The sequence below is a fragment of the Streptomyces sp. NPDC057939 genome (assembly GCF_042887545.1).
Taxonomy (GTDB): Bacteria; Actinomycetota; Actinomycetes; order Streptomycetales; family Streptomycetaceae; genus Streptomyces.
Genome location: NZ_JBHVPG010000004.1, coordinates 116,725 through 135,955 on the forward strand (window position 1 = coordinate 116,725; position 19,231 = coordinate 135,955).

Annotated in this window: 11 protein-coding genes; 8 read left to right on the plus strand and 3 right to left on the minus strand. The window is 71.5% G+C overall.

What is annotated here, in order from left to right; translation table 11 throughout:
* Positions 1-120 precede the first annotated feature (120 nt).
* From ACFVS6_RS06675 to ACFVS6_RS06700, 6 genes are all read left to right on the plus strand, one after another.
* Positions 121-4,407 (plus strand): discoidin domain-containing protein, encoded by a 4,287-nt coding sequence (locus ACFVS6_RS06675; protein ID WP_389701271.1) that lies wholly within the window; start codon positions 121-123, stop codon positions 4,405-4,407.
* Positions 4,408-4,561: 154 nt separating this feature from the next.
* Positions 4,562-5,572 carry a LacI family DNA-binding transcriptional regulator gene (locus tag ACFVS6_RS06680; RefSeq protein ID WP_281204842.1) on the plus strand — a complete coding sequence of 337 codons (1,011 nt, stop codon included), beginning with the start codon at positions 4,562-4,564 and terminating at the stop codon, positions 5,570-5,572.
* 199 nt (positions 5,573-5,771) lie between these two features.
* Positions 5,772-7,172, plus strand: coding sequence for an ABC transporter substrate-binding protein (locus tag ACFVS6_RS06685; protein WP_389701273.1), 1,401 nt, complete (start codon positions 5,772-5,774; stop codon positions 7,170-7,172).
* Between the two features lie 94 nt (positions 7,173-7,266).
* Positions 7,267-8,175, plus strand: coding sequence for a carbohydrate ABC transporter permease (locus ACFVS6_RS06690; protein WP_389701274.1), 909 nt, complete (start codon positions 7,267-7,269; stop codon positions 8,173-8,175).
* Positions 8,176-8,203: 28 nt separating this feature from the next.
* Positions 8,204-9,079, plus strand: a complete 876-nt coding sequence (locus ACFVS6_RS06695) for a carbohydrate ABC transporter permease (protein ID WP_389701275.1) — start codon at positions 8,204-8,206, stop codon at positions 9,077-9,079.
* Between the two features lie 65 nt (positions 9,080-9,144).
* Positions 9,145-10,752 carry an alpha-amylase family glycosyl hydrolase gene (locus ACFVS6_RS06700; RefSeq protein ID WP_389701277.1) on the plus strand — a complete coding sequence of 536 codons (1,608 nt, stop codon included), beginning with the start codon at positions 9,145-9,147 and terminating at the stop codon, positions 10,750-10,752.
* A gap of 39 nt (positions 10,753-10,791) precedes the next feature.
* Here the strand turns inward: ACFVS6_RS06700 and ACFVS6_RS06705 are convergent, their stop codons facing one another.
* A complete protein-coding gene (locus ACFVS6_RS06705) occupies positions 10,792-12,027 on the minus strand; it encodes a citrate synthase (RefSeq protein ID WP_389701279.1) in 1,236 nt (411 codons plus the stop codon).
* Between the two features lie 70 nt (positions 12,028-12,097).
* Here ACFVS6_RS06705 and ACFVS6_RS06710 point away from each other — a divergent pair, with 70 nt between their 5' ends.
* Both ACFVS6_RS06710 and ACFVS6_RS06715 read left to right on the plus strand, forming a co-directional pair.
* Positions 12,098-13,249 (plus strand): citrate synthase, encoded by a 1,152-nt coding sequence (locus ACFVS6_RS06710; RefSeq protein WP_389701281.1) that lies wholly within the window; start codon positions 12,098-12,100, stop codon positions 13,247-13,249.
* A 24-nt stretch (positions 13,250-13,273) separates the two neighbouring features.
* Entirely contained in the window at positions 13,274-14,455 is a 1,182-nt protein-coding gene (locus ACFVS6_RS06715) for a CobW family GTP-binding protein (protein ID WP_389701283.1), read from the plus strand.
* An 88-nt stretch (positions 14,456-14,543) separates the two neighbouring features.
* On the opposite strand, the gene ACFVS6_RS06720 is transcribed toward ACFVS6_RS06715, so the two are convergent.
* Positions 14,544-16,661: a restriction endonuclease gene (locus tag ACFVS6_RS06720; RefSeq protein WP_389701285.1), complete on the minus strand. Its 2,118-nt coding sequence runs from the start codon at positions 16,659-16,661 to the stop codon at positions 14,544-14,546.
* Positions 16,662-16,768: 107 nt separating this feature from the next.
* Positions 16,769-19,225: a DNA topoisomerase (ATP-hydrolyzing) subunit A gene (locus ACFVS6_RS06725; RefSeq protein WP_389701287.1), complete on the minus strand. Its 2,457-nt coding sequence runs from the start codon at positions 19,223-19,225 to the stop codon at positions 16,769-16,771.
* Positions 19,226-19,231 lie beyond the last annotated feature (6 nt).

Below are 19,231 nucleotides of genomic sequence, written 5' to 3' on the forward strand. Positions count from 1 at the left end.
AGGCACGGAAGTGCGGTCAGAAGTGTGGACGGTTGAGCAGGGCTCTGCAATTCTCGCACGGCAGCACGCAAATTCCTGTCTCACCCGCTTCCGGAAGTTCATGTCGAGGGACGAGGACCTATGAGAAGGCACACCTGGAGGTGGCGGGCGCTGGCCGCCGTCCTCAGTACGGCCCTGTTGATCATGGGCTGGCCCGCCCTGACCGCCGCGGCCGCGGGCGGTCCGGGCATCGCGGCCGGCCGGCCCGCCACGGCGAGCAGCAGCAACGGCGCCCACAGCGCCGCCCACATCACCGACGGTGACCCCTCGACCTACTGGGAGAGCGCGGGCGGAACCTTTCCGCAGTGGGTGCAGACCGACCTCGGCGCCACCACCCGTGTCGACCAGGTGGTACTGAGGCTGCCGGCGTCGTGGGAGAGCCGCACGCAGACCCTGGCGGTCCAGGGCAGCGACGACGGCACGAGCTTCGCCACCCTGGTCGCGTCGGCCGCGTACGTCTTCGGCCCGGGCAACGGGAACACCGTCACCATCACCTTCCCCGCCACCCGGAGCAGGTACGTACGGATCGCCGTCACCGCGAACACCGGCTGGCAGGCCGCGCAGCTCTCCGAGCTGCAGGTGCGGACCCCGGACGAGTCGTCGCTCGACCTGGCGCGCGGCAAGACCCTCACCGCCAGCAGCAGCACCCAGACCTACCTGCCGGCCAACGCCAACGACGGGAACACCGCCAGCTACTGGGAGAGCGCGAACGGCGCCCTGCCCCAGTGGCTCCAGGTGGACCTCGGCGCCTCCGTACGCGTCGACCGGGTGGTGCTGCGGTTGCCCGCAACCTGGGGCGCCCGCACCCAGACCCTGAAGATCCAGGGCAGCCTCAACGGCGCCGACCACACGGACCTGACCGCCTCGAAGGGCTACCTGTTCAATGCCGCCGGCGGCAACTCCGTGACCATCGCCTTCGACGCGACCACCACCCGCCACCTGCGCGTCCTGATCTCCGCCAACACGGAACAACCCGGCGGCCAGCTCTCCGAACTGGAGGTCTACGGACCGCGCACCGGTGACACCACCGCGCCGACGGCCCCCACCGGGCTCGCGTACACCGAACCGGCGACCGGACGGATCAGGCTCACCTGGACGGCGGCGACCGACGACACCGGCGTCACCGGGTACGACGTCTACGCCGACAACCAGCTGCGCACGAGCGTGGCCGGGGACGTCACCACCTACACCGACACGCAGCCCACCGGGACCGCGATCACCTACCACGTCCGAGCGAGGGACGCGGCCGGCAACCAGTCGCCCAACAGCAACAGCGTGACCCGGGCGGCGGACACCGGCGACACCCAGGCCCCGACGGTCCCCGGCGCCCTCACCCTGACCGAACCGGCCGCCGACCGGATCGCACTGTCCTGGCAGGCCGCCACCGACAACGTCGGGGTGACCGGCTACGAGGTGTACGCGAACAACGTGCTGCGCACGACCGTCGCGGGGAACACCACCTCCTGGACCGACACCCAGCCGGCCACCGCCACGGTGAGCTACGTCGTCCGAGCCAGGGACGCGGCGGGCAACCGCTCGGGCGACAGCAACTCCGTGACCCGCAACGGAACCGGGGGCGGCGGCTCCAACCTGGCCGTCGGCAAGCCGGTCAGCGGCTCATCCGTGATCCACACCTTCGTCGCGGAGAACGCCAACGACAACAACACGGCCACCTACTGGGAGGGCGCCGCGGGGGCGTACCCGAGCACGCTGACGGTCAAGCTGGGCGCCAACGCGGACGTGCAGCGCCTCGTCCTGAAGCTGAACCCGGACAGCGGTTGGGGCGCCCGCGCCCAGAACATCCAGGTCCTCGGACGGGAGCAGGGCGCCTCCGCGACCACCGGTCTGGTCGCCGCGAAGGACTACGCCTTCGACCCGGCGTCCGGCAACACCGTCACCATCCCGCTGACCGCCCGCGTCGCGGACGTCCAGTTGCGCTTCACCTCCAACACCGGCTCCTCCAACGGGCAGATCGCCGAGTTCCAGGTGATCGGGGTGCCCGCCCCCAACCCGGACCTGGAGGTCACGGGGCTGAGCGCCGCACCGGCGGCCCCCGTGGAGTCGGACCCGGTCACCCTCTCCGCCACCGTCAGGAACAGTGGCTCGGCGCCCGCCCCCGCCACCGCAGTGACCTTCACGCTCGGTGGTACGAAGGTGGGCACGGCGGCCGTGCCCGCGTTGGCCGCCGGGGCGAGCGCCACCGTCGGCGCCGGGATCGGCGCGCGCGACGCGGGGACGTACCAGCCCACCGCCGTCGTCGACGAGGCGAACACCGTGGTGGAGCAGAACGACAGCAACAACTCCTTCACCGGTTCCCCGCTGGTGGTCCGCGCGGTGGACAGCTCCGACCTGGTCGCCTCCGAGGTGAGCTGGTCGCCGTCCGCCCCGTCCGAGGGGCGACCCGTCGCCTTCGCCGTGACGGTCCGCAACCAGGGCACGGTCGCCTCGGCGCCCGGCCCGCACGCGGTCACGCTCACCCTCCAGGACGCGACCGGTGCCACCGTCCGCACCCTGACGGGATCCTTCGACGGGCCCCTCGCCGCCGGCGCGGCCACCGCACCGATCGCGCTCGGCAGCTGGCCGGCCGCGAACGGCAAGTACACGGTCAAGGTCGTCCTCGCGGACGACGCGGCCGAACTGCCCGTCAAGCGCGGCAACAACACCTCCACCAGGCCGTTCTTCGTGGGCCGGGGCGCGAACATGCCCTTCGACATGTACGAGGCGGAGGAAGCCGTCACCGGGGGAGGGGCGACGGTGGTCGGGCCCAACCGCACCATCGGTGACATCGCGGGCGAAGCCTCGGGCCGCAAGGCCGTCAGCCTCGACGCGACCGGGGAGTACGTCGAGTTCACGACCCGGGCCACCACCAACACCCTGGTCACCCGCTTCTCCATCCCGGACGCCCCGGGCGGCGGAGGCATCGACTCCACCATCAACGTCTATGTCGACGGGGTCTTCAAGAAGGCCCTGCCGCTGACCTCCAAGTACGCCTGGCTGTACGGGGCCGAGGCCTCGCCGGGCAACTCGCCGAGTGCCGGAGCGCCGCGCCACATCTACGACGAGGCGAACGTCCTGCTCGGCGAGACCGTCCCCAAGGGCAGCAGGATCCGACTGCAGAAGGACGCCGCCAACACCTCCACCTACGCCATCGACTTCGTCAGCCTGGAGCAGGCCACCGCCGCCCCGAACCCCGACCCGCAGACCTACGCCGTACCCGCCGGCTTCGGTCACCAGGACGTGCAGAACGCCCTGGACAAGGTCCGGATGGACCCCACCGGGAAGCTCACCGGCGTCTACCTGCCCCCGGGCGACTACCAAACGGCGAGCAAGTTCCAGGTGTACGGCAAGGCCGTGCAGGTGGTCGGGGCCGGACCGTGGTTCACCCGCTTCCACGCCCCGTCGGCGCAGGACAACACCGACGTCGGCTGGCGGGCCGACGGCACCGCGAAGGGCTCGTCCTTCTCGGGCTTCGCCTACTTCGGCAACTACACCTCGCGCATCGACGGTCCGGGCAAGGTCTTCGACTTCGCGGGCGTCTCCGACATCACCATCGACAACATCTGGAACGAGCACATGGTGTGCCTGTACTGGGGCGCCAACACCGACCGGATCACCATCAAGAACTCGCGGATCCGGAACATGTTCGCCGACGGCATCAACATGACGAACGGCAGCACCGACAACCTCGTGACCAACAACGAGGCGCGGGCGACGGGCGACGACAGCTTCGCGCTGTTCTCCGCGATCGACGCGGGCGGCGCGGACATGAAGAACAACGTCTACGAGAACCTGACCACGATCCTGACCTGGCGGGCCGCCGGGGTGGCCGTCTACGGCGGGTTCAACAACACCTTCCGCAACATCCACATCGCCGACACCCTCGTCTATTCGGGAATCACCGTCAGCTCGCTTGACTTCGGATACCCGATGAACGGGTTCGGCACGGAACCGACGACCTTCGAGAACATCTCCGTCGTACGTTCCGGCGGCCACTTCTGGGGCGGGCAGACCTTCCCCGGGATCTGGCTGTTCTCCGCCTCGAAGGTGTTCCAGGGCATCCGGATCAACAACGTCGACATAGTCGACCCGACGTACAGCGGCATCATGTTCCAGACGCAGTACGTCGGCGGCCAACCGGTCAACCCCATCAAGGACACCGTCCTGCGGGACATCACCATCACCGGGGCGAGGAAGAGCGGTGACGCCTTCGACGCGAAGTCCGGGTTCGGGCTCTGGGCGAACGAGATGCCCGAGGCGGGCCAGGGCCCGGCAGTCGGATCGGTCACCATTCACAACCTGAGGACCGAGGGCAACGCCGTGGACATCCGGAACACGACCTCGACGTTCCGGATCGACCGGCTGCCGTAGCCGCGCGGCCGGGTACGAGGGGGCCGGCGCCGCTCGGGAGTTCCCGGGCGGCGTCCGGCCCTTTCCGGGTCCGGTCCGGCGTCATCGAAGCCCCGTCAAACTGGCTGTAATCGAACTGCAAGGAACTTGCATCGCTTGCGCTACTCTTGCGCTCATGACGCGACGACTTGCTCAAGTGGCGAAGAAGGTGGGAGTCAGCGAGGCAACGGTCAGCCGGGTGCTCAACGGCAAGCCGGGCGTCTCGGAGGCGACCCGCCAATCCGTGCTCACCGCCCTCGACGTGCTGGGATACGAGCGCCCCACCCAGCTGCGCGGCGAACGCGCGCGACTGGTCGGCCTCGTGCTGCCGGAACTCCAGAACCCGATCTTCCCGGCCTTCGCCGAGGTCATCGGCGGCGCCCTCGCCCAGCAGGGGCTCACCCCCGTACTGTGCACGCAGACCACGGGCGGGGTCTCCGAGGCCGACTACGTGGAGCTCCTCCTCCAGCAGCAGGTCTCCGGGGTGGTCTTCGCCGGAGGGCTCTTCGCCCAGGCCGACGCCCCGCACGAGCACTACCGACTGCTGTCGGAGCGCAAGGTTCCGGTGGTGTTGATCAACGCCTCCATAGAGGACCTCGGCTTCCCGTGCGTGGCCTGCGACGACGCCGTCGCAGTCGAGCAGGCCTGGCGCCACCTGGCTTCCCTGGGGCACGAGCGGATCGGCCTGGTGCTGGGCCCGCCCGATCACATCCCCTCCCTGCGCAAGCTGGTCGCCGCCCGGGCCGTCGCCGAGGCGGCCGGCTCCGAGCTGCCCGCCGCGCACGTGGAGCGCACCCTGTTCTCCCTGGAGGGCGGCCACGCGGCCACCTCCCGCCTGCTGGACCGCGGTGTCACCGGCATCATCTGCGCGAGCGACCCGCTGGCCCTGGGGGCCGTACGGGCGGCCCGCCGCAGGGGGCTCGACGTCCCGGGCGAGGTCTCCGTGGTGGGCTACGACGACTCCGCGTTCATGAACTGCACCGAACCCCCGTTGACCACCGTCCGGCAGCCCATCGAGGCCATGGGCCGGGCCGCGGTCGAGCTGCTCACGGCGCAGATCCAGGGCGCCGCGGTGCAGCCGGGGGAGTTGCTCTTCGAGCCGGAGCTGGTGGTCCGCGGCTCCACGGCCAAGGCTCCGCGCGGGTAACCCGCAGCGCCCCGCCTCCGCGCCCAGGGCTCCGGGACGTCGATCGACGTCCCGGAGCCCTTTTTGCGTTCCCCGAACGACACCGGTCTGCCAATGTCTTGCGAAGTCTGCGCGAGATATTGCGTTCATCTGTCGGTGGTGGTTGAGTGTGCCGCGCTCGCCCCCACGCCTCCTGCCCGAAGCTCGAAGGGGACCACCGATGAGAACCAACGTCCGCCGCAACGTCGCGGCCGCCCTCGTCTCCGCGCTCGCCGTGACCGCCCTCGCGGCCTGCGGCACGAGCAGCAGCGGCGACGATCCGAAGGAGCAGCCGAGCGGCGGTTCCACCGACGCCTCCGCCCCGCTCGACCCGAAGACCAAGGTCACCCTCTCCATCGACTGCATGCCGCCGGCGGCCAAGGCGGCGGAGTTGAAGGAGTGGAAGGAGGACGTGGCGGAGTTCAACAAGACCTACCCGAACGTCACGATCGACGGCCGCTCCACCCCCGGGCAGTGCCTGGAGCCCCCGCGCTTCACGGCGATGCTCAAGGCCAAGTCCCAGCCGGACGTCTTCTACGCCTACTTCACCGACCTCCAGCAGGTGCTCGACAACGACGGGGCCCAGGACGTCGCGGCATACGTCACCCCCGCCTCGGTTCCCGCGCTCGGCGACATCGACAAGAACGTCCTGGACGTCCTGAAGAAGGACGGCAAGCTGTACGGGCTGCCCACCAGCAACTACACGATGGGCCTGCTGGTCAACCGCAAACTGTTCCGGGACGCGGGCCTCGACCCCGACTCCCCGCCGCGCACCTGGGAGGAGGTCCGGGCCGCCGCGAAGAAGATCGCCGCGCTGGGCAACGGCACCGCGGGCTTCGGCGAGTACAGCGTGGAGAACACGGGCGGCTGGCACTACACGGCCACCATGTACGGCCTGGGCGGCGACATCGTCGGCGCGGACGGCAGGGCCGCCTTCAACAACGCCACCGGCAAGCAGATCGTCGAGAACCTCCGCGCCATGCGCTGGGAGGACGACAGCATGGGCCGGACCCAGCTGCTCAAGTGGGGCGACCTGCAGAAGCAGATGGCCTCGGACAAGCTCGGCATGTTCCTCGCGGCGCCCGACGACATCACGTACATGGTCCAGCAACTGGGCGCGAAGTACGAGAACTTCGGCATGGGCCCGATCCCCGGCGGCGCGTCCACCCTGGCCGGCGGGAACGCCTACATGATCAAGAAGGGCAGCTCGCCCGACAAGGTCAAGGCGGCCGTGGCCTGGCTCAACTTCAAGACCCTCGCCGTCGGCAAGGGCCAGTTCCGCTACGACCGCAGCAAGGCGGACGGCCTGCCCGTCGGCCTTCCGCAGCCCGCCTTCTTCACCGGCGCGAGCAAGGCCGAGGACGACCGGCTGAAGGCGGCGAGCGCCACCATGCCGGTCGCCAACTTCAAGACCTTCCTGGACAACCCGGTGCCCGGCAAGGCCGAGCCGCCGAAGGCCCAGGAGGTCTACAAGGTGCTCGACAAGGTGATGTCCGGCGTCCTCACCAACAAGAACGCCGATCCGGCTCAACTCCTCGGCGAGGCCGAGAAGGCCGTCAACCAGGTACTGGGCAACCAGTAGGGCCCCCGGGCGGGCCCGGCGGCGCGCCTGCCGGCCCCGGTCCCGCCCGCCCCTCCCGCACCCGGAAGCGACGACCAGCAAGGAGCGAGCGGCGATGCCGGTCCCCACCCTCCCCCGAGCCCCCCGCCCGGAGTTCCGCCGGGCACTCAAGCGGAACCTCACGGCCCACGGCTTCCTGATCGGCGCCGTCCTGTGCTTCGCCTTCTTCTCCTGGTACCCGATGGTCCGGGAGTTCCTGCTGGCCTTCCAGAAGACGGAGGGCGGAACCACCCGCTGGGTCGGCTGGGACAACTTCGCGTACGTCTTCGGGGACCCGAGCTTCTGGCAGGCCTGGCGCAACACCCTGCTCTTCACGGGTCTGGCCCTGGTCCTCGGCTTCGCGGTGCCCTTCGTGATCGCGCTCGTGCTCAACGAACTGCGCCACGCCCGCGGGTACCTGCGCCTGCTGGTCTACCTGCCGGTGATGATGCCGCCGGTGGCCTCGATCCTGCTGTTCAAGTACTTCTACGACCCCGGGTACGGCCTGTTCAACCGGGCGCTGGAGTTCCTGCACCTGCCCCCGCAGGACTGGCTGCAGTCCACCGGCACCGCGATGCTGTCCGTGGTCATCGCCTCCACCTGGATGAACATGGGCGGTGCGACCCTGATCTACCTGGCCGCCCTCCAGGGCATCCCCGGCGAGCTGTACGAGGCCGCGGAGCTCGACGGGGCGGGCCTGTTGCGCAAGATCTGGCACGTCACGATCCCGCAGACCAAGCTGATCCTCTCCCTGATGCTGCTGATGCAGGTCATCGCGACGATGCAGGTGTTCGTCGAACCGTTCCTGCTGACCGGCGGAGCCGGTCCAGAGGGCTCGACCACCACCGTCGTCGTCCTCATCTACCAGTACGCCTTCAACTTCAACCAGTACGGCGGCGCCGCGGCCCTGGGCCTGTGCCTGCTCGTCCTCCTCGCGGGCTTCTCCGCCCTCTACGTCCGCCTCAGCCGCGACAACGAGAGCTGATCGCGAGCGCCGACAAGGAGTCCCTCCCATGGCAGAGCGCACCCTGATATCGCCCATCCGGCTCGGTCGCACCCGGGGCAGGATCCTCTACTGGACCGTCCTCGTGCTGGTCGTCACCGGCTTCACCCTCGTCTTCCTCGGCCCCCTCTACTGGATGGCCGCGAACGGCCTCAAGAGCACCGAGGAGTTCGCCCGGGTCCCGCCGACCCTGGTGCCGGACTCCCTGCACACGGCCAACTTCACGGCCGCCTGGAAGGTGATGGACCTCGCGAGGCTGCTGCTCAACACCCTCTACTACGCCTTCGGCGCGCTCGCCTTCCAACTCGTCCTCGACGTGGCCGCCGCCTACTCGCTGTCCAGACTGCGCCCGATCTTCGGCAAGGCCGTCCTCGGCATGATGCTCGCGACCCTGATGATCCCGGCCACCGTCCTGGTCGTGCCGCAGTACCTGACCGTCCTGGACATGCCGCTCATCGAGCGCAACCTCCTCAACACGCCGTGGGTGATCTGGCTGCCGGCCGTCACCAACGCCTTCTCCATCTTCCTGCTGAAGCGGTTCTTCGACTCCATCCCGAAGGAGATCCTCGACGCCGCCGCCATCGACGGCGCGAGTGCGCTGCGCACCCTGCGCTCGGTGGTCCTGCCGATGTCCCGGCCTGTCCTCGGCGTCGTCTCGATCTTCGCGATCGTCGGAGTCTGGAAGGACTTCCTCTGGCCGATGCTCACCCTCCCCGACCCCGCCCTGCAAACGCTCAACGTCGGCATCTACTCGCTGGCCGGCGGCGTTCCCGAGAACCACCTGATCGCCGCGCTCGCGATGGCCTCGGCGCCGACCCTCGTCATCTTCCTGATCTTCCAGCGCAACATCATGAGCGGCCTGACGGCCGGCTCCCTCAAGGGCTGACCGACCGTCCCGGGACCACCTTCGAGCCGCCCGGCCGCCCGCACCCGCCGTGAAAGGACCCTGACGTGGCCGACCTCCCCCTGCCCGACAGCGACGCCGACTGGTGGCGCTCCGCGGCCATCTACCAGGTGTACGTACGCAGCTTCGCCGACGGCGACGGGGACGGCACCGGCGACCTCGCGGGCGTCCGGGCCCGGCTGCCGTACCTCGCCGAACTGGGTGTGGACGCCCTGTGGTTCACCCCCTGGTACCTGTCCCCGCTCGCCGACGGCGGCTACGACGTCGCCGACTACCGCACCATCGACCCCGCCTTCGGGACCCTGGCCGAAGCCGAGAAGCTCATCGCCGAGGCCCGCGAGCTGGGCATCCGTACGATCATCGACATCGTTCCGAACCACGTGTCCGACCGGCACGCCTGGTTCCGTGCCGCCCTCGACGCCGGTCCGGGCAGCCCCGAGCGGGAGCTCTTCCACTTCCGCCCCGGCCGCGGCGAGCACGGCGAACTGCCGCCGGGGGACTGGCCCTCCCAGTTCAACGGCGCCGCCACCTGGACCCGGGTCCCCGACGGGGAGTGGTACCTGCACCTGTTCACCCCGCAGCAGCCCGACCTCAACTGGGACCACCCCGAGGTGCGGCGGGAGCACGAGGAGGTGCTGCGGTTCTGGTTCGAACGGGGCGTCGCCGGCGTACGGATCGACTCCGCCGCCCTGCTGGCGAAGGACCCGGCCCTGCCCGACCTGGCGGGTCGCCCGCCCGGTCCCTGGACCGGCGAGCCCCACCCCTTCATCGACCGCGACGAACTCCACGGGATCTACCGTTCCTGGCGGGCGATAGCCGACGCGTACGGTGCCGTCTTCGTCGGCGAGGTCTGGCTGCCCGACTCCGAGCGCTTCGCCCGCTACCTGCGCCCCGACGAACTGCACACCGCCTTCAACTTCTCCTTCCTCAGCTGCCCGTGGGACGCCGAGCGGCTGCGCACCTCCGTCGAGGAGACCCTCGCCGAGCACGCCCCCGTCGGAGCCCCGGCCACCTGGGTGCTGTGCAACCACGACGTCACCCGGACCGTCACCCGCTACGGCCGCGCCGACACGGGCTTCGACTTCGCCGCGAAGGCGTTCGGGATCCCGTCCGACCGGGCACTCGGCACCCGGCGGGCGCGTGCGGCCGCCCTGCTGACCCTCGCCCTGCCCGGCTCCGTGTACCTCTACCAGGGCGAGGAGCTGGGCCTGCCCGAGGCCGACGTCCCGCTCGAACGGATCCAGGACCCCATGCACTTCCGCTCGGGCGGCACCGACCCCGGCCGGGACGGTTGCCGGGTGCCGCTGCCCTGGACCGCCGAGCCCTGGCACGACCCCTGGCTGCCCCAGCCCGCCGACTGGGCGGCGTACGCGGCCGACCGGCAGGACGGCGACCCGGACTCGATGCTCACCCTCTACCGGACCGCCCTGCGCATGCGTCGCGAGGCGGCCGGGTTCGGTGGCGGCGGCCTGCGCTGGCTGCCCGCCCCGCCCGGGGTGCTGGCCTTCGCCCGCCCCGACGGACTGCTCTGCGTCGTCAACCTCTCCGGCGGACCGGTGTCCCTCCCGGCCGGTACGAGCCTCCTGCTGAGCAGTTCCGCCCTGGATCCGGAGGGGCTGCTCCCGCAGGACACGGGGGTCTGGCTGCGGACCTGACGCCGCGGCCGGACCGCCCCCGGCCGGGGGTCCCGCCCGTCACGGCATCGGCTGCGGCGGGCGGGGTCCCTGGTACTGCCCGCTCGGCCGCATCCGCAGCGGCCGCTCCTGGTACTCCTCCAGCGCGTGCGCGATCCAGCCCGCCGTCCGGGCCACCGCGAACACCGTCTCCCCGGCCTCGGCGCGCATCCCGCAGGACACCGTCAGCACCGCCAGCGCGAGGTCCACGTTGGCGTGCAACCCGTGCCGGGCCATCACGCCCGCCACGTCCCGCGCCGCACCGAGTGCCGGGCCCGCCTGCGGCAGGTCGGCCAACCGCCCGAACAGGGCTCCCGCCCGCGGGTCCTCGCCCCGGTACAGCCGGTGGCCGAGCCCGGGCACCCGGCGTCCCGCCCGCAGGTACTCCGCCACCACCGGCGCCGCGCCGCCCCGCTCCAGCACCTCCACCAGCATCCGGTGGGCGAGCCGCCCGGCCGCGCCGTGCAGCGGCCCCTCCAACGCGCCGAGCCCCGCGGAGACCGCCGCGTACGGGTGGGCCCGGGCCGACGCCGCCACCCGTACGGCCAGGGTGGAGGCGGCCAGATCGTGGTCGGCCAGCAGCGCGAGGGCCAGGTCGAGCACCTTCAGCGCCCGCGGCTCCGGGTCCGCCGCGGTGAGCCGGGACCAGAGCTCCCGGGCGACCGGCGCGCCCGCACCGGCCGCCGCGCCCAGCTCGGGCAGGGCACCGGCCAGCGTCGGGACGAGGGAGCGCGCGGAGCCCAGTACGGCCTCCTCGGACAGGTCGAAGCGCAGCGGGTCCGTCACCGCCGCGGCCGCCACCGCCACCCGCAGCCGGTCTATGGGGCCGGCGTGCTCGGGCAGCGCGGCCACCGCCCGGCGGGCCGCGGCGAGCGCCTCCGGGGGAGCGGTGAAGCGGGCGCCGGGCCGGGATGCGCCCGTCCAGAGCCACTCGGCGACCTCCTCGTACGCATGCCGGGAGGCCAGTTCGACGGCGTCCACGCCACGGAACCAGTACCGGTCGCCCTCGATCAGCGTGAGCGAGGTGCGTACGGACAGCTCCCCGGCCGGGGCCGCCGCCTCGCGCCGACTGCGCCGGGCCAGGGCCTCCACCTCGCCCGCGTCGAAGGTGCTGCCGCGTCCGACGGGGTCGCGCCGGCTGGTGAGCTGGCCCCGGCTGACGTACGCGTACACGGTCGCGGGCTTCACGCCCAGGGCGAGCGCGGCCTCCTGGGTGGTGAGGCGGCGCGTGTCGTCGGCGACCGGCTGATCGTTCATGACGCACAGCCTATATATGTTGATTGGATCAATATTGACAAGGATTGATTCAAGCATGGATGGTCGATCCATGAACACCACCGTCGCAGTTCCCCGTGGCCTCGCCGGAGTCGTCGTCACCGAAACCCGACTGGGAGACGTCCGAGGTCGGGAGGGCTTCTACCACTACCGCGAGTACTCGGCCGTCGAGCTCGCCGCGAGCCGCACCTTCGAGGACGTGTGGCACCTCATGTTCCACGGGGAGCTGCCCGCGGACGCCGCCGAACGGGCCGCCTTCACCGCCCGTATCGCCCCGCTGCGCCACCTGCCCGCCGCCGTCCGCGACGCCCTGCCCGGCCTGGCCCGGGCCACCGCCGCCTCGGGGCCCCTCGCCGGACTGCGCACCGCGCTGTCGCTGCTCGGCGCCTCCGCCGGCCTCCGCCCCGTCTTCGACCTCGACGCGGAACACCGCGCCGCGGACGCCCTCGCCGCCTGCGCCGCCGTACCCACCCTCCTCACCGCCCTGCACCGGCTCGGCCGGGGCCTGGAGCCCGTCGACCCGCGCGACGAGCTCCCGTACGCGGCCAACTACCTCTGGATGCTGACCGGGCGGGAACCGGACCCTGTACGGACCCGCGCCGTCGAGCGGTACCTGATCTCCACCGTCGACCACGGCTTCAACGCCTCCACCTTCACCGCCCGCGTGATCGCCTCCACCGGGGCCGACGTCGCCGCCTGCCTGACCGGCGCCATCGGAGCGCTCTCCGGCCCCCTGCACGGCGGCGCGCCCAGCCGCGCCCTGGACACCCTCGACGCCATCGGCACCGTCGACCGCATCCGGCCGTGGATCCGGGAACGGGTCCTCGCCGGGGAGCGCATCATGGGCTTCGGGCACCCCGTCTACCGCACCGAGGACCCGCGCTCGCGGATGCTGCGCGAGATCGCCCTGGAGTTCGGCGGACCCCTCGTGGACTTCGCCGTCGAGGTCGAACGGCAGGTGGAGGAGATGCTCGCCGAGCTCAAGCCCGGCCGCGAACTGCACACCAACGTGGAGTTCTACGCGGGGGTCGTCATGGAGCTGTGCGGCCTGCCGCGCGAGATGTTCACCCCGACGTTCTGCGCCGCGCGCGTGGTCGGCTGGAGCGCGAACGTCCTCGAACAGGCCGCCGACTCCAAGATCATCCGGCCGGCCGCCCGTTACACCGGCCCCACCCCGCCCCGGCCCGTGCCGCTCCTCGGCTGACCGGTCCTGGTTACCATCGGCCGGGTGAACAGCAGGCAGCCCGAGCGGAGCGTCCCCGTCGTGGTCCTCGCCGGATTCCTCGGATCCGGCAAGACCACCGTCCTCAACCACCTCCTCGGCAACCGGGGAGGAACCCGGATCGGGGTCGTCGTCAACGACTTCGGGTCGATCGAGGTCGACGCGATGTCCGTCGCCGGCCAGGTCGGCGATTCGATGGTCTCCCTCGGTGGCGGATGCCTGTGCTGTGCGGTCGACGGCAGCGAACTGGACGCCTACCTGGAGAAGCTCACCGCACCCGCCCACCGGATCGACGTGATCGTCATCGAGGCCAGCGGACTCGCCGAGCCGCAGGAGATGGTCCGGATGCTGGTGGCCAACGAGAACCCGGCCGTCCGCTACGGCGGCATGGTGCACGTCGTGGACGCGGCGGAGTTCGACGCGACCCGCGAGAAGCATCCGGAGACCGACCGGCACCTCGCCGTCGCCGACCTGATCGTCCTCAACAAGACCGACCGGGTCGACGCCGCCGAACGGACCCGGATCGAAGCGGAACTCGACTCCCGCCGCGCCCCCGGAACCCCGGTGGTCGCCACCGACCACGGCCGGATCGACCCGGAACTGCTCTTCGACCGCCGCCCCTGGACCGAGACCCGCGGCCAACTCTCCTTCGAGGACCTGCTGGCCGAGGCCTCCGGCGCCGGAAGCGGGCACGACGGCCACGGCCACGGCCACGGCCCCTGCGACGACGAGGCCTGCGACCACGACGGTCACGCCCATGCGCACGCGGGCTACGAGAGCGTCGAGTTCACCTCGGACCAGGCGCTCTCACCACGCCGCCTCATCGACTTCCTGGATCGCCGCCCGGCCGGGCTCTACCGGATCAAGGGCTTCGTCCGGTTCGACGTACCGGGCCACGAGGAGCGCTACGGGATCCACGCGGTCGGCCGCTTCCTGAGCTTCGACCCCGGCCCCTGGCCGCGGGGCGAGCCCCGCCGGACGCAGCTCGTCCTGATCGGCTCCGGCATCGACGGGCCGGGCCTGCTGCGCGAACTGGAGGCATGCCGCGAGGAGGCCCCGCAGGACGCCGGTCCGGAAAGCATGTGGGGCGTGCTGCGGTACGTACCCCGCAACGGCGCGGCGGAGCCCGCCGACCCCGGCGATCCCTCCGACCCGGCCGTCCCCGACGAGCCCGCCGGGGACGGCTGACCAGGCCCCAGCCGCTCCTGGGGCCTGTCGTCGAACTCCCGTCCGCCTCGCGGCGTCCGGGCGACAACGGGACTTTGACGACAGGCCCCTAGGCCACGTCGACGCCGTACTCGCGCAGCAGGTCCTCCAGGCCGCCCCGGTAGCCCTTGCCGCCGATGACGAACTTCCAGTCGCCGTTCGCCCGGCGCCGGAAGGAGCCCAGTACCAGGGCCGTTTCACCGGCCCGGCCGTCGGAGACCTCCAGCCGGTCGATCTCCTCGCCGGCCGCGCCGAGCAGCCGGATCCGGGCGTCGGTGAACCCCGCGAGGTCGGCGTCCGGATTGACCTCGGGGTCGATCGCGGCGACCAGGACGAGGCGGTCCGCGCGCTGCGGGAGGTCGTCGAAGCCGACCTCGACCGCGGCCTTGTCGGGTCCGGAGTGCGGGCGTGAGCGGACCGCGCCGTCCGGGGTCCGCGGGTTGTTGAAGAACACGAAGTGGTCCTCGCTCAGCACCCGGCCGCCCTCGCAGACCAGCGCGCACACGTCCAGCGCGACCGACCCCGACCAGGACATGCCCAATACGTTGCGGTCCGGCGCCAGGGCCTCGGGCTCGGCCGTCCGCTGGGCGGGGACGTTCCGTGGGGCCGTCGCGGGCGGGGCGGTGGAGGCCCCGTCACCCAGGCGGCCCCGCAACCCGTACCGGTGCAGCAGGTCCACCAGCTCCACCCCGGGAACCAACTCCAGCGGCTTGCCGTTGGCGAAGGTGTACGACCCCGGTCCGAAGGACGAGGTGGTGACCAGCACCCCCTTGTTCGCCCCCGCGTCCTGCACCGTCCCGTACAGGTCCCGCACGGCCGTCGGCGGGACCGTGTTGCGGTACCGCTTGACCTGCACGACGATCCGTCCGCCCCGGATCGGCGCCGGGTCCAGCGCCTCGACGTCCACGCCGCCGTCTCCGGACCGCTGCGTCGTGACAGCCTCCATGCCCATCGCCCGGAACAGTTCCGCGACCAGGTTCTCGAAGGCGATCGGGTCCATCGAGAACAGGTCGGGCTCCTCCTCGGCGCCGTCCCCGTGGCCGCCGTGCCGGACGACCCCGCTCCCGACCTCGCCCGGCCCGCGGCCCGCCCGTACCGCCGTCAGCTGGTCCGGCCGCGCCGACAACTGCCCCCGCAACCCGTCCACCAGGCAGTCCACCGCGCTGACCTGCTCCAGGCGCAGCCCGGAGAAGGCCGTGCGCGAGGCCAACACGGTGGCCAGTACGATCTGCGCCTCGCGCCCCGTCACCGGATCGTGGTCGTCCACGAACCCGTTCACCACCACCGAGTCGAGCGCGCCGAACTCGTCCGCCGCGTACAGCTCCCGCAGCACCAGCAGCAGGCACTGCGCCAGCAGGTCCCGGTAGACCGCCCGGCGCTGCGTGGCCGGCCGGGCCGTCTCCTTGTCCTGGTCGGTACTCGGCAGGTATCGCACCGACTTCGCCTCCGGCACCACCCCGAAGCCGGGCAGCTCCCAGTCCAGCACCAGCTGCCGGGCAGCCGGATCGTAGGCGGCCGTGACCTGGCGGGGCAGGTCCTCGGGCCAGGCCGTGGAGGCGTACAGGGCCGCCGAGAAGTACTCGACGGCGGCCTCGGCGTCCCCCGCGCGCAGCGACGCGGCCAGCTCGGTGAGCCCGCTGTTGTGGCGGCGCACGTCGGCGAGCTGCCCGGCCGCCCACCGGTCGTACTGCTCGCGGTACGCCGCCAGCTGCCGCAGGCGCTGCTGGTCGGCGGCGTGCGCGGCCTGCCAGGCCTGGGTGTACCGGTCGTGGGCCTCCCGCTCGGCCTGGGCGCGGCGACCCGCGCCGAGCCCCCAACCGCCGCCCTGCTGCTGGAACTGCTGGAGCTGCGGCATGGGCAACGGATGGGCCAGCGTGCCCGGGTCGAAGGGCTCCAACTGCTCGGAACGGACCAGGGCGGCCATCCGGAAGGCGGGCGCCCGGCAGCCCGCGGCCAGCATCCCCTGAAGGGCCGCGACCTCGGCGTCCAGCTCGTCCGTCCGGCGCCGGGCCTCGGCCTCGCGGTGCTGTTTGTAGGCGGCCTGCTGCTCCCGCCGGCCCCGGGCCACGTCCCGTTCGTACGCCCGCTGCCGGCGTTCCGCCTCGCGCTGCTGGATCAGCTGCGTCCTCTGCTGCTGTCGTTGGGCCTCGGCCCACACCCCGATCAACCCGCTGGACCGACGACTCATCAGCTGTGTTCTCCCCCCACCCGCGTGTACGGGGAAAACACTAGTCGGGGCACGGGGTACGGGGTGCGCCCAATGGCACAGCCCGCGAACCCCGCGCCCCGCGGGTGCTACAACACGCCCCCCGCCAGGGCTTCGACGACGGCGGGCAGCGCCGCTCCCGAGCCGTCACGACGCGGGTCCACGGCGGGCAGCGCGGCCGGGGCGCCGTTCGCCGCGGCGGCCCGTACCGGGGCCCCGCCCGCCCAGGCCAGCACCAGGACGTCCTCGCCCTTCAGGAAGCGCTGGCAGCGCACCCCGCCCGTGGCGCGACCCTTGCGCGGGTACTGGTCGAAGGGGGTGAGCTTGCCGGAGCGCACCGAGTCGTCCAGCGTCCCGTGCGATCCCGCGACCGTGAAGACCACGGCGTCCCGGGCCGGGTCCACGGCCGAGAAGTGGATCACCTTGGCGTTGTCGGCGAGCTTGATGCCCGCCATGCCGCCCGCCGGCCGGCCCTGGGGGCGCACCTGGGCCGCCGGGTAGCGCAGCAGCTGGGCGTCGTCGGTGATGAAGACCAGGTCCTCCTCGCCCGTGCGCAGCTCGACAGCGCCGACGATCCGGTCGCCCTCCTTGAGGGTGATGACCTCCAGCTCGTCCTTGTTCGCCGGATAATCCGGCACGACCCGCTTGACCACGCCCTGTTCGGTGCCCAGGGCCAGTCCCTGGGAGGACTCGTCGAGCGAGGTCAGGCAGATCACGGTCTCGTCGGCCTCCAGCCCGGAGAGGAACTCCGAGACGGGCGCGCCGCCGGCCAGGTTCGGCGCGGCGTGCGTGTCCGGCAGCTGCGGCAGGTCGATCACCGACAGGCGCAGCAGTCGCCCGTACGAGGTCACCGCGCCCACGTCGGCCCGTGCGGTCGCCGCCACCTGGGAGACGATCAGGTCGTGCTTGGCCCGGGCGCCGCCCTCCTCCTCGGGGAGCGGGTCGCCGTTGGCCGTGCGGGCGAGCAGGCCGGTGGAGGACAGCAGCACGCGGCACGGGTCGTCCGCGACCTCCAGCGGCACGGCGGCGATGGCCGTGCCCGCCGACTCCAGCAGCACCGTCCGGCGCTCGGTACCGAACTTCTTCGCCACCGAGGCCAGTTCGGAGGAGACCAGCTTGCGCAGTTCGCCGTCCGAATCCAGGATGCCGGTCAGCTCGTCGATCTCACCGGTGAGGCGGTCGCGCTCGGACTCCAGCTCGATCCGGTCGAAGCGGGTCAGGCGGCGCAGCGGGGTGTCGAGGATGTACTGCGTCTGGATCTCGCTGAGCGAGAAGTGCTCGATCAGCCGTTCCTTGGCCTGCGCGGAGTTGTCGCTCTCGCGGATCAGCCGGATGACCTCGTCGATGTCGATCAGGGCCACCAGCAGGCCCTCGACCAGGTGCAGCCGGTCGCGCCGCTTGGTGCGACGGAACTCGCTGCGCCGGCGGACGACCTCGAAGCGGTGGTCCAGGTAGACCTCCAGCAGCTCCTTGAGGCCCAACGTCAGGGGCTGTCCGTCGACCAGGGCGACGTTGTTGATGCCGAAGGACTCCTCCATCGGCGTCAGCTTGTAGAGCTGCTCCAGCACGGCCTCCGGGTGGAAGCCGTTCTTGATCTCGATGACCAGGCGCAGGCCGTGCGAGCGGTCGGTGAGGTCCTTGACGTCGGCGATGCCCTGGAGCTTCTTCGAGCCGACCAGGTCCTTGATCTTCGCGATGACCTTCTCGGGGCCCACCGTGAAGGGCAGTTCGGTGACGACGAGGCCCTTGCGGCGCGGGGTGACGTCCTCGACCGCGACCGTCGCGCGGATCTTGAACGTGCCGCGACCGTTCTCGTAGGCGTCCTTGATCCCGGAGAGCCCGACGATCCGGCCGCCCGTGGGCAGGTCGGGGCCCGGAACGAAGCGCATCAGCGCCTCCAGGTCCGCCTCCGGGTGACGGATCAGGTGGCGGGCGGCCGCGATGACCTCGCCCAGGTTGTGCGGGGCCATGTTGGTGGCCATGCCGACGGCGATCCCGGAGGCGCCGTTGACGAGCAGGTTCGGGTACGCCGCGGGCAGGGCGACCGGTTCGCGTTCCTGGCCGTCGTAGTTGGCGTTGAAGTCGACGGTGTCCTCGTCGATGGACTCCGTCATGAGTGACGTGGCGTCGGCCATCCGGCACTCGGTGTAACGCATCGCGGCCGGCGGGTCGTCGTTGCCGAGGGAGCCGAAGTTGCCGTGGCCGTCGACCAGCGGCAGGCGCATCGAGAAGGGCTGCGCCATGCGCACGAGCGCGTCGTAGATCGACGCGTCGCCGTGCGGGTGCAACTTGCCCATGACCTCGCCCACGACGCGGGCGCACTTGACGTAGCCGCGGTCGGGGCGCAGGCCCATCTCGTTCATCTGGTAGACGATGCGCCGGTGCACCGGCTTCATGCCGTCCCGGGCGTCCGGCAGGGCACGGGAGTAGATCACCGAGTACGCGTACTCGAGGAAGGAGCCCTGCATTTCGTCGACGACGTCGATGTCGAGGATCTTCTCCTCGAAATCCTCCGGCGGCGGGGTCTTCGTGCTGCGGCGGGCCATCGCTGC

Bases quoted from the DNA above. Each gene is read 5' to 3' on its own strand.
- ACFVS6_RS06675 (WP_389701271.1), top strand. From the start codon at position 121: ATGAGAAGGCACACCTGGAGGTGGCGGGCGCTGGCCGCCGTCCTCAGT.
- ACFVS6_RS06685 (WP_389701273.1), top strand. From the start codon at position 5,772: ATGAGAACCAACGTCCGCCGCAACGTCGCGGCCGCCCTCGTCTCCGCG.
- ACFVS6_RS06720 (WP_389701285.1), bottom strand. From the start codon at position 16,661: ATGAGTCGTCGGTCCAGCGGGTTGATCGGGGTGTGGGCCGAGGCCCAA.
- ACFVS6_RS06705 (WP_389701279.1), bottom strand. From the start codon at position 12,027: ATGAACGATCAGCCGGTCGCCGACGACACGCGCCGCCTCACCACCCAG.
- ACFVS6_RS06690 (WP_389701274.1), top strand. From the start codon at position 7,267: ATGCCGGTCCCCACCCTCCCCCGAGCCCCCCGCCCGGAGTTCCGCCGG.
- ACFVS6_RS06680 (WP_281204842.1), top strand. From the start codon at position 4,562: ATGACGCGACGACTTGCTCAAGTGGCGAAGAAGGTGGGAGTCAGCGAG.
- ACFVS6_RS06710 (WP_389701281.1), top strand. From the start codon at position 12,098: ATGAACACCACCGTCGCAGTTCCCCGTGGCCTCGCCGGAGTCGTCGTC.
- ACFVS6_RS06695 (WP_389701275.1), top strand. From the start codon at position 8,204: ATGGCAGAGCGCACCCTGATATCGCCCATCCGGCTCGGTCGCACCCGG.
- ACFVS6_RS06725 (WP_389701287.1), bottom strand. From the start codon at position 19,225: ATGGCCCGCCGCAGCACGAAGACCCCGCCGCCGGAGGATTTCGAGGAG.